General features: G+C 57.3%; 16 protein-coding genes and 1 CRISPR repeat array. Of the genes, 9 read left to right on the top strand and 7 right to left on the bottom strand.

The features are described 5' to 3' along the window. The first annotated feature begins 67 nt into the window (after positions 1-67). The 4 genes from BUC04_RS08560 to BUC04_RS08545 all read left to right on the top strand — a co-directional run bounded on the left by BUC04_RS08560 (position 68) and on the right by BUC04_RS08545 (position 4670). On the top strand, positions 68-373 hold the full coding sequence (locus BUC04_RS08560) for a hypothetical protein (protein WP_067655812.1): 306 nt from the start codon (positions 68-70) through the stop codon (positions 371-373). Between the two features lie 107 nt (positions 374-480). Continuing rightward, entirely contained in the window at positions 481-804 is a 324-nt protein-coding gene (locus BUC04_RS08555; protein WP_067655815.1) for a hypothetical protein, read from the top strand. A gap of 97 nt (positions 805-901) precedes the next feature. After that, the gene (locus tag BUC04_RS08550; RefSeq protein WP_067655818.1) at positions 902-3733 is read left to right on the top strand and encodes a Helicase associated domain protein; all 2832 of its coding nucleotides are present in this window, start codon (positions 902-904) and stop codon (positions 3731-3733) included. A 145-nt stretch (positions 3734-3878) separates the two neighbouring features. Then, the gene (locus tag BUC04_RS08545; RefSeq protein ID WP_067655822.1) at positions 3879-4670 is read left to right on the top strand and encodes an HNH endonuclease; all 792 of its coding nucleotides are present in this window, start codon (positions 3879-3881) and stop codon (positions 4668-4670) included. A gap of 516 nt (positions 4671-5186) precedes the next feature. Beyond that, positions 5187-5697: a CRISPR direct-repeat array (repeat unit 28 nt; unit sequence GAAACACCCCCGCCTGGGCGGGCCTGAC). Positions 5698-5753: 56 nt separating this feature from the next. Here BUC04_RS08545 and BUC04_RS08540 read toward each other — a convergent pair. From BUC04_RS08540 to BUC04_RS08515, 6 genes are all read right to left on the bottom strand, one after another. Then, entirely contained in the window at positions 5754-6845 is a 1092-nt protein-coding gene (locus BUC04_RS08540) for a hypothetical protein (RefSeq protein WP_067655825.1), read from the bottom strand. 20 nt (positions 6846-6865) lie between these two features. After that, positions 6866-7438 (bottom strand): hypothetical protein, encoded by a 573-nt coding sequence (locus BUC04_RS08535; RefSeq protein WP_143165615.1) that lies wholly within the window; start codon positions 7436-7438, stop codon positions 6866-6868. 143 nt (positions 7439-7581) lie between these two features. After that, positions 7582-9687, bottom strand: coding sequence for a helicase C-terminal domain-containing protein (locus BUC04_RS08530; protein WP_082766554.1), 2106 nt, complete (start codon positions 9685-9687; stop codon positions 7582-7584). Continuing rightward, positions 9672-10238, bottom strand: coding sequence for a type I-E CRISPR-associated protein Cas6/Cse3/CasE (locus BUC04_RS08525; protein WP_067655834.1), 567 nt, complete (start codon positions 10236-10238; stop codon positions 9672-9674). The genes BUC04_RS08530 and BUC04_RS08525 overlap by 16 nt, the downstream gene beginning before the upstream one ends. Further along, entirely contained in the window at positions 10239-11105 is an 867-nt protein-coding gene (locus tag BUC04_RS08520) for a hypothetical protein (protein WP_143165614.1), read from the bottom strand. It abuts the gene before it with no gap. A 212-nt stretch (positions 11106-11317) separates the two neighbouring features. After that, positions 11318-11812 (bottom strand): hypothetical protein, encoded by a 495-nt coding sequence (locus tag BUC04_RS08515; RefSeq protein ID WP_067655840.1) that lies wholly within the window; start codon positions 11810-11812, stop codon positions 11318-11320. A gap of 254 nt (positions 11813-12066) precedes the next feature. Between BUC04_RS08515 and BUC04_RS08510 the strand changes: the two genes are divergently transcribed. The 3 genes from BUC04_RS08510 to BUC04_RS08500 all read left to right on the top strand — a co-directional run bounded on the left by BUC04_RS08510 (position 12067) and on the right by BUC04_RS08500 (position 13526). Then, complete coding sequence (locus BUC04_RS08510) at positions 12067-12363, top strand: hypothetical protein (RefSeq protein ID WP_067655843.1); 297 nt, start codon at positions 12067-12069, stop codon at positions 12361-12363. Between the two features lie 6 nt (positions 12364-12369). Next, on the top strand, positions 12370-12963 hold the full coding sequence (locus BUC04_RS08505) for a hypothetical protein (protein ID WP_073325771.1): 594 nt from the start codon (positions 12370-12372) through the stop codon (positions 12961-12963). An 83-nt stretch (positions 12964-13046) separates the two neighbouring features. Beyond that, positions 13047-13526, top strand: a complete 480-nt coding sequence (locus BUC04_RS08500; protein ID WP_073325769.1) for a hypothetical protein — start codon at positions 13047-13049, stop codon at positions 13524-13526. Between the two features lie 594 nt (positions 13527-14120). Here BUC04_RS08500 and BUC04_RS08490 read toward each other — a convergent pair. Beyond that, the gene (locus tag BUC04_RS08490) at positions 14121-14573 is read right to left on the bottom strand and encodes a hypothetical protein (protein ID WP_067655855.1); all 453 of its coding nucleotides are present in this window, start codon (positions 14571-14573) and stop codon (positions 14121-14123) included. Between the two features lie 200 nt (positions 14574-14773). Here BUC04_RS08490 and BUC04_RS08485 point away from each other — a divergent pair, with 200 nt between their 5' ends. Both BUC04_RS08485 and BUC04_RS23620 read left to right on the top strand, forming a co-directional pair. After that, positions 14774-16810, top strand: a complete 2037-nt coding sequence (locus BUC04_RS08485; RefSeq protein ID WP_067655857.1) for a hypothetical protein — start codon at positions 14774-14776, stop codon at positions 16808-16810. A 165-nt stretch (positions 16811-16975) separates the two neighbouring features. After that, positions 16976-17956, top strand: a complete 981-nt coding sequence (locus tag BUC04_RS23620) for a hypothetical protein (RefSeq protein WP_143165613.1) — start codon at positions 16976-16978, stop codon at positions 17954-17956. The last annotated feature ends 161 nt before the right edge of the window (positions 17957-18117 follow it).

Here is an 18117-nt window from a genome sequence, read left to right as displayed (position 1 = left end):
GCCGGTTGCCTCATCGCTATCTATCGTGGTATCAAGCCCACTCATAGCATGCAACTGAGCCACACCTATGAAGCCTGGCAACAACAGTCCACGATCCCTGCTTGATGACATACCCGCACTGGGACGCAGCCCGGATACCAAACCCAGTGGCCTGCCCAACGGCATCACCCGCACCCGGAAAGTCATCGAGTCTCCAGACGGCGCCAGGTACCTCACCGGCTTTCTGGCCGTGTTTGAAACCCGGTACATTAAGCGCGAGCGCGAATTTTGGAACAAGGACTACGGGACTGAAGCGGACTTGCTGGCGGACGCTCGTTCCTGGCTAGAAGAAGTGCGACGCCAAACTCATGACGAGCGCTACGCAGGCACCTGATCCGGCACGGCTCTGTTACACTGTGCCCAACAGCGCCAACGAGGCTACCCCCATGCAGCACTATCAGGAGCTCGATGTTTTCTAACGACCGTTAGAGGAGACATCGAGTGATACAACACCAACCCAACTACCAGGCCAAACGCCTGAAGGCACAGTTTGCCCGCCAGGCCATATCTGACACCTGGTTCGGCCCACGGCTTATCCACCCGGACCTGCGGACCAACTGCCACAAGCGGTTCTCGACGCTTCAGGAACGGCGCTGGAACCTGGCACACCAGCCAGAACTGCAAGCTTATCGCACTGCAATCCGCGGCCGGCGCTACCACAAGAGCCTGCCCAACAGTAACTGGGACTTCTACCCCAGCGTGCTCGACACGATGACGTCGTGGAAGCACAACAGCAAGCGCCGCAAGCAGTGGTACCGAGAGTAAACTGCGTTCTGCACCAAAGGGGCCAACGGCCCCTTTTCTCTACCCTTTTTCGCATCGTGTCTATGGTTAGAACTACTCACGCCCGACCAACGACACCATGGATGCACCCAACCTTCAGCTGATTGATGATCAGATCCGCCAGCACCTCCACGCCTGCACCCTTGACAGTAAGTGCATCGATCTTGCTTTCCACTGGCTCGAGGCTCAGCCCGCTCCGCACTTGAAGGGGCTGGTGGCTGAAAGGTTCATTGCCGAACTGTACCGCGGACTTGGCTACCTGGTACGTCTAACCAGCCCAGGTCCGGATGGCGGCGCCGATCTGCTGCTTTACGACAGGGAACACCCCGACCGCGTGGCTGTCATCGTCCAGTGCAAGGCGCACGCCAAACCACTCGGCCTGAGGCAGATAGCGTCCGAGTACGAAATCTTAGAACGAGAAGCCGCGCCCACCCACCACTGCAAGCACTTCCGCCTTGTCTCCCTCAGGGGCTTTGTCAAAGGCGCTGCAGAACGCTTTGAATCGTTCAAGCTTGCCCTGGTAGGCCCCAAGCAGCTTAGAGATATGATGTCCGGCTACAACCCCGCCAGCACACAGGTACCGGCTGCCCTTAACCTTCTGCCCCACAATCTCACCGCCCTTGGACGGACTAAATTAGGCCTTGTGCACCACCAGCGGGTTGGCCTGGAGGCCGCTACTGGCACCGGCAAGAACCACATTATCCAACCTCTTTGTGAACGGTTCACAGGGCCGGTGCTGTTTTTGTGCCCCTCTACGGAAGGCCGGGTGCAGCAGGAGGCCCGCTGCAGACACCCCAATACCACCCACTGGACCTATTGCCGCCTGCGTGAAGAGGCCAAGCTTAACCGGCTTCTCGCTGACACCTACGAACTCGTTATCCTTGATGAGCTGCCCCACACCGGCGCTCCCGTGACCGAGAGTGGCCTCAGCCAACTGCTGAACCTGAACCCCAGCGCCAAGGTGGTTTCCCTCTGTGCCGATCCAGTCCGGCACCTGGACGGCATGCGAAACATGATGGCCGAACTTAGGATCCACCCCGTACACCTACTGCCCCTGGACCAGGCCATCGCCCGAAAGATCCTGCCTGCACCCACCATCATTGCCGGGCTCTATGACTTTGACGACACCGCCAAGCAACTTGAGCAGTTGGAACAACAGCTGCCCAATCCCGACGAAGTCCCCGACCTACCCAGCGAGACGGCACGCGAACTGCGCACGCTAAAGGGCCGGCTGCACTCTGCCAAACTCGACTGGCAGCGCAGCGCCGGTGTTGAGCAGGTTTTTGCCGATCATATCCCCAATCTCACCGGCAAATTCATCGTGTTCTGCGAAACCATCGACCACCTGGTGCAGTTGCGGGGGCAATTGCACATGTGGTACCACAAAGCGTCGCAACTCAAGCCCAGCACGCGCACCCTTTGCCAAATCCAGGAAATCCACTCTGGACTCGATACAGCCACCCGCAGACAGCAGCGACGGGCTTTCCTCGACGCCAAGCCCGATACCGGCCTGCACCTGCTTCTCTCTGTCGACATGCTCTCTGAGAGCGTCCACCTGCCCGACCTTTCCGGGGTGATCATGCTCCGCTGCACATCCAGCCCCAGCAAGGCACTACAGCAGCTCGGGCGATGCCTCAGCTGCAGCTCTACCGACTCCACCCCCCTGGTACTTGATCTGGTTAACAACCTGGACAACCTCAGCGAGTCGGTACCGCTTGGCAAAATCCAGCAAGCCGTAGATGAGCACGAAAGCCTGCGTGCAGAACTGGGCATGCAGGCCGACCCAGAGCCAGTACAGATACGCTCCGTAAACCTTATCCAGCCAGTGAAAGACCTCATCGCCGCCACCAAAAAACAGGCGCAGAAAGCGGATTTCTGGCGAATGCTGGGCTTACTTCGCGACTTCCAGAAAGAGAGTGGATCTAAACGCCCGGATAACGACGAGGAGTATCGCGGTTACCCACTCGGCATGTGGTGCACTCAATTGCGTCTCCTGTACAGACAGAACCGTCTCGCCACCGAACTTGACCCAAAGCAGTTGAAAGCCCTACACAACATCGACTTCTGCTGGTCGGTAGAGGACGACATCTGGCAAAGGAACTATCAGGTCGCCCGTGACTTCCATCAAATCCATGGCCACCTGGTACTGCTTGGCGCCTTGCACAAGTACAACAAGGACTTATCGCATTGGCTCGACAAGCAACGCTCCCGGCGTAGTGAGGGAACTCTGTCATCTGAGCGTTGCCGGCTTCTTGATCTCATTGACATGCAGTGGAACAGGGAAGGGATTGATATCGAAAGGTATGGCGTTGAAATCAAGGACTACATCGCTAAATACGGCCCCCCGGACAACCCCACCGTCATCCACAAAGGCGCGCCTGTCGGTATGGCTTGCTGGCTGATCAATCAACTCCACCACAGGAATGAGCTATCCCACAACGGCCGCCAGGCAGCCTCTGATTACGGCTTCAACTTCGAGGCCTTTACTCAACGTGAACTCCAAAACGTAGAGCGAACTCACCGCTATCTACAACAGGCAAGCACCCCCTTCATCCGCTACGAAGCGGTAGATGACGAGGGATGGCCAGTGGGCGTATACCTCGCGTTCTGGCGTTATAGCGACCGGAAAAACCTCCTCTCCCCAGAGGTCAGGCGCGCCCTCGCCCATTACGGCATTTTAAAAAGCAGGCCCAGAACTATCAGTGAGCTAATTCAGCTTTACACCGAATACCGCGAGGTATTCCCTGACAGAACCGTGCCACCGGGGAACTTCTACACAGCTTGTGGATACCAGCTTTGTGCACGAATCAGACATTGGCGCATGTCTTATGAAAATGGCCGTCTTGGGAGGTCAATTGAACAAAGGATCGCACCCACCGGCATGCTGGATGGAGTTCGCCCACGGCGCTAAACAGCCCACAGAAAAACCGGCTAGACAGCACACCGCCTCGCTACCGGGTCAACCCAACTTTCCCGTGAATTGAGACACCAGCACTGGCAGCAACGCCCGCTGTATGGAACCATGACGCATGACGCTTTGACACGGACGTACTGCCATGGACCCGCTGCAGCAACTGAAACCCACAAAGTACCAGACCGCTTACAGCCTGGTTGCCGAAGCCGGCCACGATGTCAGCGACTGGAATGATTACGAGCGCCCAACCGTTCCTGCCGCCAACCCAAGGTACTGCTACCGATGGGCCTGGGAACAGGATGGCCTGATTATCATGACAGTCTGGCACAAGAACATTCGCCACAAGGACGGCACCATCTTTTACAGCAACAACTACCGCGCGGACTGGATCCACTCGACAGCCAACTGGCCCACCCGGGCAGCCCAGCGAGACACCCTCCTCAAGCGCGCCTTTGAAGAAAACCTTAGCTGCCGAGCGATCATCATCGATGGGCCCTCCGGCAACCACAAACGCCTTCTTGACCCGGAGTCCTGGTTCGTTAGCCACTACGATGACTCCACCGGCGATGTCACCATCAAGCGCGGCACGCAACGCTTTGTCGATCAGTTCGACGCCACAGAGGTATCCGATGCCCGGATCACCCGCGGGACACGTAACGATGGTTACCACCGGGACCCCAAGGTTAGGACAGCTGCGCTAGAGAGGGCCCAGGGCTTTTGTGAATGCTGTGGCACCAAAGGATTTCGGATGGAGAACAATTGCATCTACCTGGAATCCCACCACATCATCCCGCTCAGCGAAGGCGGACCCGACCACCTATCCAACGTCGTAGCCCTATGCCCTACCTGTCACATGAAAGCGCACTTCGCCGCTGACAAGGCCGTCATTGCTCACTCCCTACAAGCCCGAAGGCTGTGTAGCCCAATCACCTAGCACGTAAAGCCTGGCCCGGTTACCGGGCCGACTTACACCCCCGCTCATGCAGGCTTTGCCTAAGACCTAACTGCCCATTGTCCTAATCTGGACCAACCCCGCCCATGCAGGTACGACACTGAGTCTCAAAAACGAGACAAAAGAGCGCTAGGGACACCCCCGCCGAAGCGGGCCTGACCAATCAAGAAGCTGAATGGATTCGGTGCTGGTAGAAACACCCCCGCCGAGGTGGGCCTGACCCCTTGGCTTACTTCAGTTCGATTTAGGGCAAGGAAACACCCCCGCCTAAGCGAGCCTGACAAATTGCATGTCATGAGCGATCTCCATCTGGAGGAAACACCCCCGCCTGGGCGGGCCCGACTATCTTCATCACGACTCCTTGATGATTGAGTAGGGAACACCCCCGCCGAGGCGAGACAGACCAGCTCAAATGGGCGGACGTCGCGAAATACCTTGAACCACCCCCGCCTAGGCGGGCCTGATGACCTGGTGGAGCTCTTGTACGTCGACAGACCGGAAACACCCCCGCCTGGGCGGGCCTGACCAACCGACCGGCTTTTCTTCCGAGATCCGAATGGAAACACTCCCGCCTGGGCGGGCCTGACGAGCAATTCGAGCAACTGGTTTACCAAGAGCTGGAAACACCCCCGCCTGGGCGGGCCAGACATGGTGAAACAGAAGATACTCAGTACTAGATTGGAAACACACCCGCCTAGGCGGGCCTGAGGGCCGCTTCCGCACTCGCCTTGGCGCTGGAAACACCCCCGCCTGGGCGGGCCTGACTCTCCCTCATGCAGAGTCAAGGATGTTCTGTTAGAAACACCCCCGCCGGAGCGGGCCTGACGTCAAGCGCTTTCTGCTTTGTGCTTGGCAACCAGAAACACCCCCGCCTGGGCGGGCCTGACAGGCTTGAATCAGTGCTTTGCACAGCTATATGGGAAACACCCCCGCCTGGGCGGGCCTGACGCCGGACCAAAAACATCTTGTCGCTATCTGTCAGAAACACCCCCGCCTGGGCGGGCCTGACACCAATATCTTGTTAAAGAACAGTCTGGAAACCCAATATCTGGCCTCTTCCCAGCATTAGGGTTTAGCCAGGTATCGGGTCAGGTCAATGTCAGAGTCCTTGGCGCAATTAGCAAAGCTCTTATCGAAGAGGCTGAGGGCATCGTGCAGTGGCTTGGCACGCTCGCCGTCAATACCAAACTCCCACAACCCGACATGCACGTCACCCAGCGATTGAGTGACACCCTGGCTGCGAGACTCAACGGCCAACTGCATTTTCACCTCACCACAACCGCCACCGAACCGCGGCCCCAACTGGGCGGTTTCTGAGAACTCACGCAACGCCGCCAGGAAGATCCCCAGCTCCAAGTCCGTAACCTGGAACAGCCTTATCCGCGACTCCAGCAGCGCACCTGGCTTGAAGGCTTCATAGCCAGGCAAAGGCCGGGCAATCGACTCTGTCGGAAAGCGCTGCTTCTTTTTCATGTCCTTTAGTTTCTGCTCCAGTTCATTAATGCGGGAGAACATCGCCGGCTTCTCAGCCGCCGATGCGGTCTTCAGTTCAGACTGCACTTTCTTAATCTCAGCTTTGACCTCCTTGCTGTCCAGCGCCTGGAGACCGTCTTGCATCATCAACTCTTTTAGATCCGCAACACCCGTCTGAGTCAGTGTCTTGTGCTTTTGAGGTTCAAGCTTGAACCGGTCAGTGCGAAAACCACCCTGCTCAACAAAGTGCGCACCGTTCTCCAAAGGATGCAGGTTACCAAAGCTTATGAGCTTGCCCATCCGCCAGCGACCAAACAAACCCAGTACCGGATTGGCAGCGCGTAACTCCTCCAGAGCGTCAAATTCACCATCGAGATTCTCTTTGGCTACCTTGCCGGTAATGTCCACCCCCTCTCGCAGCATTTGCGCCTCTGCAGCCTCGATCTGTGCGAACTTGTCGAACTCCTCTTCTGCCATTTGGCGCTGCACGGCGTCCACTGCCTTATTACGAAGAAGCCCTCCCAATGTGGGCCCAGGGTAGTAACGGTCCCCCCCGCCAAAACTGGGAAGACGCTGGATCTCCCGCTCGGCCTCCGTTTTGCCCCAACCCTCGATTTTGCGGGTGAGTGCTAAGGGACCAACACACTCCAGCTTCACATGACAAAGATACGATTTTGTCTCCATCGTTACGCACTCCTAACGTATTAAAAGAAAATCTTGCGGTAGCGGTCCGGCGAGACAACCTCACACCGGCCTGTTTGTTCGTGGTACGGCGCAGCAAAGCGACCCTGGTGCACACTGACTCCAGCCATGATCTGGCCTACACCACCAAATTGCCGCTCATACACCGGTCGCGGCAGCGTTCTTGCCAACCTGCCCTGCTCATCAACCCAACCCGGTCGATCAATACCCTCGGGCAAGGCCAAAACTCGTACTTCGCCGACCTCGCCCAGGCCCAACTCACGGTCTGGCCCCAGGAACAAACAGAAGGCCTCGATCAGGTCGACAACCCGAGTCGCATCACCCAGGGCGTCAAACACCACAAAGGGCGCCTCCACCAGCCGAACCGGCTCGAAAATCCGCTTTGCCGCCCCACCAGCGACCTGCACCTTTGCGTATTTGCCCCGGCGGCCAGTCGGCTTGATCTTCTTACTGGTTAATTCACCCTGGCGCAGCGCCCGAACGCGATAGGTCTCAGCAGGGCCGAGGCCCTGCTCGCCCGTCACACCAAAGGCCAGCGCCGAACATTGATAGATCCCATCGCGATGACTCAACATTTGGCCCACAGATTGCCGAGCTGCGTCCCTGCAACCGGTGTCGCCATAGGCTAGGTATTCCAGCAGCCCATCCAGGTGCAATGGGTGCTTAAGCGCTGCCATACCGGTGCGCAGACCCACTCTCAGTCGAAAAGGCGTGTGTTCTATAGGGTTTGCCACAGCGGCGTTCCTCCTGGCTGCTCAGGTTCCTGACTACTTGCCGAACCAATTTGTGCGGTCTCCCACTGACCAAGAAACCGCGCGGGGATCACCCGGTACCACGCCTTGAATGGGCCAACAGAACGGCCGCTTTTGGCTTGCGGGAAGCGCGGATCGCAGATCACCAACCGGATGCAGTCCAGCGGGTGACGAATACCCCGGCCAAACCCCTGCCGCATCTTCTTGGCGCCCCGTTCCGCGTTTATGGCGTACTCTGTGGATGTCGATACCGCCCGCCCCTGCAACCGGGCTATACGGTTTTGCGCCAAAGCGGCGATGTCTGAGCTGGGCGAAAAAGGAAAGCGGGTGATCAGAATTGTGGCAATCAACTGAGTGCCGTCCTCGCGACGAAGGTTGTACCCTTCCCACAGCGCCGGGGAGATAAGCACACCACCGTCCCGACGAAACTTCGCCACCTGCAATGACAACGGCTCATCCCGACGCCCCAGGAGCGCGTCTGGCTCAAACTGGGCCATGATGGCTTCCTGCTCGGCGTAACTGGTGGTCAACGCCAACATCGGCCCATGCTCTTGGTGCTGCCGAATTGTTTCGGCACAATGCACTGGCCATTCGGGATTTAGTGCACCGCCCATCTCTTTCAAAAAGGGCCTGGGGGCATTCATGTCGGGCAGAAAAATTCCGTTTACCGATCCGAACTTCAGCGGTGAAAACCGGGCGGCCTGGCCCACTTCATCGGTGCGAAGCCAGAGCCTGGCGAGCAATGACTGAAAGTCCTTGGCAGTGGCCGACCCTTTTACAGGGCGCAGCACGTCGGACAAGGTCGCTGAGGTCAACACCACCCGGGGTGGGGTCGCCTGCCGCTTCGTGTAGGACCGAATCACGCGGCTTAATGATGCCGCACGGGACGGTTCATGGGTAAACAGGGAGGGTCGATGGCGCACTGGTGACCAGCAGATCCCAGTTGCCCGCATGGTGCTCTGCTCACCGAAATCTCGCAGCATCGACGCATATTGGTTCAGCGCCATCACCTCTTCACTGACCCTGTCTGCTTTACGGCTCTTGCCAATGCGCTTCAGCAGCGTAGAGACCTGCAGGGTATGCTCTGCCAATGGCTTGAATAACTGCTCATCAGGGCTCATCTCCAGCAACACCGCACGGGAACCCTCGCCCTGATATCGGCCGTTGAGAATGGTCTCAATCGTCTCGATTTGGCTTTGGATCAGATCCGACTGGACGCCCAGGTGTGGCATCTGTCTCGTAATGCGGCGCAGTTTAGCCCGCATGGTCGCGGGACGGATATGACTCTCTACCGTGCTCTCACACACGGTTGCCAACTGATCGGCCTCATCGAACAGCATCAGATCCGGACGGAGTCGGGCCAGTGGACTGGCTGGTTCCTCCTGGCTCCACGAGAAGGATGAGCTATGAAGCATTGCATGGGAGATCAGCAAGATGTCGTGGGATTCAGAGTCAGCCCGGTCCCGCCCATACATGTCGTTATCGGGCTCGCGGTGCTGAGGCACGCAGATGCTGTCGTTACTGATCCCGTCCGGCAGATTGCCGTACTTATCCACGTATTCGCTGATCAAGCCAGTGCCGGCACCCGCCGCGGAGGACGCCGCCCAGTCCAGCAGTTCATGGTATGGCGCGTCGGCAGCAGCAATACTGCCAAACAGGTCCTCCAGGGCATCCGCCACCCGAGCCGGTGAGACGTAGTTCAATCGGGAGATCAGTCGGCCAATGCTGACAGCGCGACCCGTTTGATTGAGGTAACGCTCAACCTTCGGCCATTCCTGATACAGGATCTGCTCCTGCAACGACAAGGTGTAGGTGGAGATCACCCCACGCTTACCAGAGGACGCCACCAGTGCCATAGCGAACAGGTAGGCCAGCGTTTTACCGGTTCCGGTTTCTGCCTCCAGCATGTTCAGGGGTTTTTCAGCATCGCCAGAATCCAGTGCCGACAGTACCGCCTTGGCATAGGCCATCTGGTGAGCGTTCGAGCTAAAGCCGTACTCGGTCTCCAACCAGCCACCGGGCCCGAAGATCTGGCCCAACTCCTCACGGAAGGTCATTACACTGGCTGACATAGCATTAGCCCCATGCCGAAGGCCTTACCCCGGCCTAACCCCGAGCAATAGGCGTGTGCCGCCTTCTCAGCGTCAACCACCCGAACTCGCGCTGACAGCTCGTAGTAATTAAACGCCTCTTTTCTCGATTCTCGATCTAAGACACCACAGAGATCTTTACTGGTCGCGCATAGCAGAACCGCAAAGCCGTTACGCTCCAGTAATTCTGTGCCATGGATTTCCATCTCTGATTCCGGCACCACAAGCACTTTGCGGCGCTCTCCGCTTCGCCGAATGGCGCGTACGGGCACCTTCACAAACAACTCCTGGCCCTCAGACATCTCTACCGAAACCTCATCGACGATCCCCATCTCAGGCATCGCGACTGCGCTGCGGACAAACACGTAGTCCTGGCCGGGCCATCGGTAGTACAGATACTGGCGCTGATCCCCTACATGGCCCTTACCCAGTTTTTTGCACATAAACCGGTGCAACTTCCCGAGGTAATGCTCTTTCTCGCCGCCGGCGGATAGATCGCCATCGAGCGTCATAATGCCTTCGTAACAGTTCATCTACTCACTCACCAATAGGATTGTGTCCAGGCGCAACCAGGGATCGGACGGCAACCCCTGCATCCACGCAGTTAATGATTCACAGCTCAGCTCTCTTAGCCACCGGCCAAACTCCAAATCGCCAGGCGCAATCCGGCCACGGTAAAAACGCTTTAACTGGGCTTCGATCTCGGTCCAAGGCAGGTCAGGCTGGTCCAACTTAAGCTCGAAGAAGCGCTTAACAGAGGGCAAATGGAAACGCTTCATATCCACCGCATCAGTCCAGTACAACTCATCCCCTTCCGACACTTTGAGGTTCAGCGCAATGTCCTTGCGTACCGAAAAGGTCATCACCAGGTACGGCTCATCGCCGCAGTTCTCAGAAATCCAACGGATGCGCTCTTTGAAGGTGGCCGCTTTGTAGTTCACCAGCACAGGTCGTTGCACCAGATCCAGCTTGCCCACGACATTGGCGCTGGCGAACAACTGATGCCCAGATGCGGACACCACCAGAGTGGCCTTGTCCATATTGGTGAGGTCCCAACTACGGGTGCCGGCCTTGTTAAACCAGCCGTTACGATCGCCACGACCGGTGATCAACGACGAGCAGGACATGCAATACACGGAGGATTTCGAATAGCCGTCCCCCAGATAGGCATACGGCCCGAACGGCCAGGCTGAGGCCGGACGGCAGCAACTGTCACAGCAGGCATCTGACGGCACTTCTCGCAGAGACTGCTGGGTGATCAGCGACTGTCCCAACCACAGGAAGAAGTAATCAATGGGCAGCATAGCCGCCCGGGCATCCGCCACATCGTAGCGTCCCGGCAGGTCATTAATGGGCCCGAATTCAGAAACCGGTGAACAAGCTTTCATATTGCGCTTCAAATATACTGTTTAATACATTTTACACACAGGCGTGTGCCGCTAGTCAACGGATTTTACAGTCATTAATTTAACTGGTTGAGAAAGTGAGCTATCTCATTTCGCTCAATGAAGGAATTTGAAAGAAATACGTGTGCCAGTAAGGTGCCAGCCCCTCCCATCGAGTGGCAAAGAAGCAGACAGAAAAACCAGCCAACTGACCAAAGGATAGACTTTCAGTAAGCCGGCAAGATCCCATACCGCAAACCAGGGACGGCGCGGCAGATGTCATAGACCAGGGCGATCTTGTAATAGCACTCCACCGGCCCTTCGGTACGTACTATGGTGGCGGAGCTCACATTGACAGTGCGGGCGTACTCATTCACACCCATATTGAGCGCTGCACGGTGCATCCCGATGAACCGCTCGATAGAATGCTCCGCCTCTTTGGTTAGCCTAACCAGCAAGGGATCCGCATCCGCTTTGGTGAATACGCCAAACCGGGCCCAGGGCAGAACCGCCTCAAAACCGGCCAGGGTCCGAGTGGTGACACTTAACTCATTGCGCAACAGCTTATCCAGAGTGGGACGAGTGATCCCGAGCTTCTCCGCCGCCGCCAGCTTGGAACCGCAAGCAGCTACCGCCTCTTTCGCTACAAAGGCGATCACTGGGCCTTCGTTGATGCCGCGGCCGTTAGGCAGGTAAAGACTGGTGGTTTGAGTGGTGCGCATTGGACTCAGTCAGGAAAATGGTGTCACCGGCATGATCCGATCTTTGCCGGCGGGCATCAAGGATCTTTTGCCACCCAAACGATCGCCCCTACTCACAACCACATCAGCAACGTAGGCTCAAATTTCACGCCTATCCCGCTGGCACCACCCCCAAGCCAATGATAACGTTGGCCACGTTGACGTATGAACATTGCTGGCGCCGGTGACAGCCCCTTGGCTAAGCCAATGCCCGGCCCACCCGGAGAGCTACGAATATGGGGATCCTGTCCCGCACCGGCACGGCTGATGCCGCACCGCACTATTCCGACAACCACATCGGTGAACCCGCCTGGTCAGGCGCCTCAAGTGACGCCTTCGACAAAACCATGGCCGATCAGCTTGAACGCTTTATCCACTCGGAAGCCCATCGCCAGGGCCACAACGACCAACGCAATGACCGCCAGCCAGCGCCCAACTTGTTCCACCCCGATTTTCTCGGCGGATGGCCTCACCGGCTTTGGCACGACCGTTATTCCCTCGGCTTCAGTACCAGCCGCAGCAATGGCAGATAATCCGCTTTGACCACTCGACGTAACCGCTCCACTGCCTTGCTGCCTTACAGCGACGCCGCCAAGCTTGTCCAAGCCAAAGGGGTGACCTCGGCACGGCAGTACAAGGCCTTGCTGCATTGGCAGGACCCAATCGCAACACAACTGCCGACCCACCCGGCGGACTACTACAGCCGTCGAGGGGACTGGACCGGCTGGGACGACTTCACCCACGCGCCTGAGCCCGCTACCCCCCGCCGCAGCATCGAACAAGGCCAAGCCCTGGCCAGGGAGAACACCGCAACGAACCGGGACCAGTGGTACCAGCTGGCACTGCAACATGGCTTTCCGGTCGATCCTGAGTTGCTCGATGGATTCACCAGCTGGGATGCACTGTTGGGCACTGCACAGGCCCTGCTCCCACTGGAGGAAGCCGCACGCCTGGCTCGGCCCCTAGGGATCACCACTGCCAGGGAGTACCGTACCCGGTTCAAGACCCGGACGCTCCCCGCGGGGTTGCCTAGCGATCCCCAGAAGCAGTACAAGACCCAATGGCTTGCACTCAGGGAATCGCATCACCTGAAGTGCCCGTTCTGGCGCTATTTTCTCGATGGGGCAAGCTGACAACCTCGCTCCTCATCTGGAATCCGCTTTGCTCCTAGGCCATGATGACCCTCTGCCCAACCATTGCTCAGGATGGACCCACAATGCGCCAGCACCTAAACCTGCCCAGAACCCGAGACCGGTTTGCCGAGCAATCGCAACCCATAGCCGGCTACGCACTGGAAGAGATCCTGAACCGCGCTAAGCTCGTTCACCTGCGCGATCGATTCGACCTCAAACAGACGCCCGCCACTACGGTTGCACTGCGCCAAAGTGACCAGCACCTTCGTGCTCAGTCACCCGGTAAAAAGGTGAAAGGGGGGATGGAGCCGATGGAATTCTTTATGGATCTGCGCCTGGCCGCCCCAGTTGTCTTCAGCCACGGCGGCTTTCGTTACTTCAGCTGTATCGAACTTCACGTACTCGGCAGGCACCCAGGCAGACGCCTCTTTAGCATGCTCCTGGCGAACCAATACCGGACCCTAGCTCACCAGCTTAAGCTAGGCTCGATCCATGTCTCGCTTTCCAAGCCCGCCTCTCGAACGACGCAGCGGATTGTTGCCAACTTCAGCGGCAACACGTGACGAAGTTCCTCCGCACACCCCGAAGACTAGCAATGGGTTCTCAAATTCCACTATTGCCCGCAGCAAGCCGCCAATTTGATCCCCCTGCTCTGGCTGTATTTCTTGGATAAGGGTAGCCTTAGACGCATGCCGGCGTTAAAGCCAGAGCTTTCTGGGGATTGGACCCAGCACTCGGATCTCACATTGCGCCGGCACCTGTGAACTTCGACCTTCCAGGTATTCCGCCGTTAGACCCTCGTAGCGCCAAGGCACGCCCAGGCAGTCAAGCACCTCAATCAACAGGCCATCCCTTCCACCAGGGTGCTCATACATTACCTGGCCGTTGATCCTGTTACGACGGACCCGCGCGAAGACTCCGCTCCCGACCGCCTGCAGCACCCCACATAACTCTGCTTGGCCAAGTTGCTGCCGAAGCCCCCTTCTCCCAGACTTTTGCAGCAGATCCCTTACCAGAAAGACCTGCTGTTCTGGGTGACTGGCCAGCCATGCCATCAGACAAAACTTGGCAGAAGATGCTGACAGGACTCTCTCGTTAGACACGTTCGCCTCTATTCAATCCAAGCAACCTACCTCACCCGATCGCTTTGGCCGTTATCATCTGCCGTACCGAACCTGAGCCAATGGCTGTGACACCCGATCCAGCATTGGCCAGAAACCACAAAGGTAATGACGCAAGCCGGCTTCTTCATCGTCTCGATATGGGATCAGCTTCTGTTTGGCACCCACATCGCAACAGACCATGCCGTCATCTACGACCGTTACGTTAACCTCGCCACTCTCCGACACCACGTTTGGGCAAAAGCCGCCCAGAGTCGCCGAGCGTCCCACGTCGGAAGCCAGATCCATCACAGTTACCGAATTCCCCCAATTGGGATGGCCGTTCCGGGACAACGGATCAGCTATAAGGTCAAATCCTAGGTCCTGATGAAAGCGGACCAAGCTGATGTTGTAGGCCACCAACGCCACCAGGTAAAACAGCACAAACCCCACAAGCAGTAACTTTACGGCCGTCCTGTCACCCTTGCTCAAACCCTTGCCACTTCCCATTGCAGATTAACTCCCTTGTCTTGGTTATCGCTATGCCGAACCTGGCCACCTGAGTGATTGCCGGGGACACCTTCCCAACAGCGCCATTGTTCGATATCAACTCGACAATCACAAGCCCGCCATGCTGCTTTTCCACACTGACTGAGTAGCACCTAGGTACAATATTTATATGACCTTTAAGCTCACTCAAAGGCCCCATCATGCCGTCTAAGCGCCGCACACCCACCGTTCGCCAGGAAGTCTCCGCCCTTTTCCGAGGCCTTGCCGGCCGCCGAGTTTCCCGAGATTACATCAACAGCCAGGTGGATGAGATCCTTGAGCTAACCGCGTCCCGGCGTTTTGACCACAATGGGCAGGTCTGTCGGCAGGACAGTTCTCGCCACCGCGCGCTCTGGGCCGCCCAGTACCTGCGCCATGAGATCATCACTAAGAACCTGCGCTACGTCCAGACGGTACTGGGCAAGCGCATTGCTGATGACTCGCACAAGCACCAACTCCTGGCTTCGGTCTTTGAGGAGTACAACCTTAACGCACCACTCCCCACCCACCCGATCCAAGCCTTGCCCAAGCGGCATCAGCGCTTCTATCATCGCATGACCCTGCGCCATGGTGACCTGGAGTCGGTACCGGATTGGGACGAGGTTAAGGCCTTCCTGAAGCATCTCTCAGAACTAGATATCGCCTGGCGTGGCGAAATCCCCAAGCTGGACTTCGGCCGTATGCCCTACGACACCGCCCAGGCCAAGCAGTACGCCATGGAGGACCGGTTTTCCGATCGCTATGCCGACTATGTCGAAGCGTACGGGACACCCCTTCTCGATCTCGGAGACGGCTGGGTGATCGCCTCACTGGAGGGCGAGAACGGATTACCAAACCCCCAATGGCACCACAACGAAGCCAAGTACATGAACCACTGCGCCGGCCCAACCGACGAGCCCGGCGTCTATCCGCTGAGCCTGCAACACCGCAAAGGCGACAAATGCCGGCCCCACGTTACCTTCAAGTACTCCAACGGCACCGTACTTGAGGCCAAGGGACCCAGCAACCAAAACGCACTGGATTGGATCAGTCCCCAAAAAAACCACCCAGACCGCCAGGCTATGGCCTACCGGATCTTCACCGTGTACCGCAGCGCCCTGGTGAATGGCTGTGACTTCGAGGACAGCCACCAAGCGGAGCACGATGTTACTCCCTACAAGCTGCCTCCGGAGTTGGCCAATCAGCTGTTTGCTGAGAAGCCAGAACTGTTCACTTACAGTGGGCTTATCGAGCACGGCCTCAAGCAAGACTACCTGCAGCAACACACCCTGGCCGCACTGAGCAAGCGAAAGCTAGACCCCGCCCTTCAGGCCAACCCCGACGTGCCTGAGTTAGTCATGGCCAGCGGCGACAACCTCATGGCACTGGGGGAACAGTTTGAGATGCCTATCCTCGAAGGGTGGGCGGAAGACCTGATAGCCGGCAAGGTAGAGCGCGAACGCGTCGCGCCAAGCCACCAGGAACAGGTGCGCCTGCTGCAGCACCTGTGCAGCGACCCCAATGTGAAAAGCGCCATGCTGCTGTGCTTGGCAGATCACATCGAGGCCCTTCCCGAGGCCGATCAACACAGCCCCTCAGGCAAAACCGCCCGACTCCTGCTTGAACAGCCCAAGGTGCTGCTCGCCGCTTTGGCCGGCAACAGCTACGGCACCGCTCCAGACCTGACCGGGTTTACCCAGGGACAAGATTGGCTACAGATCTTGGATGAGGCTCACCACCGCGGACGAGAACAAGGCGCATTGGTCTGCCTAGAAAAGGGCATCGAGGAGACATTGGCCCAGTTTCAGAAGGACACCGGGTGCCGACTACTGCGTCACGGGCCCGATCAAGCCTTCCAGCTGACATTGCCCCTCGATAAGTTCTTCAAGATGGCCACCAAGCTTATCAACAACCAAGACCTCAGCTACTTCAACATCGGCTGGCCTCACGAAATGATGTACGAAGGCCCCCAGGGCGCCTTTTACATGGTCGAGAACGCGCTGCGTAAAGGTACCCATGCCAAGGACCTTAAGTTTGCCGATACCAGCTTAGATGGCCCCTTTGTTGGCTACTGCAGCGAGACCGCTTCCCGGACCGGAAGCGAACTGATGACACAGCATTTGGCGGAACAGTCCATTGACCCAGAACGCGCTAAACGATTTGCACAAACACTGCAAAAGCGCCACAGCGCCCCGTGCCCTGACAACCACTACAACTAGCTACCCAACAGCCAGGTTGATGTCATTAGGGTACGCCAACCTGGCTCATTCGGGCGGTACAATAATTGTGTAAGTTAGCCGTTCTGACTGGGCCCTAATATCGCTTACAAAGCCCGCAAGATCCCCCCGCACTAAAGCGGCCAGCTTCCTTGCCGGAGGAACTCGATGAAAGACGATCAAATCAAGCTGGACTCTCTTATTGAACAGTGCACAGACACCATTTGCTCCGATCCACATTTAACCGGACTGATGGGCCATGGCGAACTGTTCGAACCAGATCCAGCAAATAGTTTTGTCTGCGATCACCCGCCCGGCCTGTGCCATCAAGGCACTATTTTTGAGTTCGAAAACGACAAATCCATTGGCGACAGACTGTACACAGGATTTGCCCGCCTCCATGACGGCGAATGGTTTCGTCACAGCTGGATTATTGATAAGCAGGGGCGGGTTGTTGAGCCCTGCAAGGACGTTCATTCGGCCTATTTTGGTGTGCCGCTAGAAGGAGTGAGATCGTGCGATTTTTTCAACTATTGGCGTGGTCGGGCACCCAATTGGAGTAAACCCTCTGCCCAAGAAAAAGCCATGGTTCGAAAGTGGCTGAGTGACCATGGGTATGGGGAGAGGACCATGGGGGTGGACAACAAGACTGTCGCCGACGATCCGGTCGCCGATCTTATTATCAGCACCTATAGCAAACACCCTGTCCTACCAGTGCCCGCAAACTATCTGACCAAGATGAAATCGGATGACGCATTGGATTTCTTGTTTTGCCAATTCGCGTGCCAGGACTTTGCATACGCCGCCCACAAACTCTTGGGCTGGGAGATGGTGGAGTTGGAGTGGTACAACCCAGAACTAGAACCCAACGTACATTACGCGGTCAAAGAACCAAAATCTGGCCTATTGTTCGACATCACAGGCTTGCACACGCCAGAGCAGATTTTCGCCCGCTGTGACACTTACGACCAGGAAATGACGCCCGATGAAATGGAAACCTGTGCATACTGGACTTGCGAACCAAGCACCATGAGTGAAGCTTATAACGAGTTTCAGGTTCCCTTTAAGGCCCTGAATGCATTGATAACAAGGGTAAGCAAAGACCTGCACATCGAGATGACCCCCGATCTTTCCAGCCCAACTCGGTGAGCCGCCCAAGAACTTAACCCAGAACCGCTGGCAGGGCCCCTGGCGAAAGACCCAGATAAGCCGATCAATGGCGACAACAATGGCGACCTGTCATCCCAGCCAAGCAAACACTACGGGGTTGTCTTGAATCACACCAGTAACATTCATTCTCCAATCATGTC

It is taken from the genome of Ferrimonas marina (assembly GCF_900129905.1).
In the GTDB taxonomy this organism is placed as follows: domain Bacteria; phylum Pseudomonadota; class Gammaproteobacteria; order Enterobacterales; family Shewanellaceae; genus Ferrimonas; species Ferrimonas marina.
Note: the sequence above shows the minus strand (reverse complement) of the source record. Positions and strands in the feature narration are given on the sequence as shown.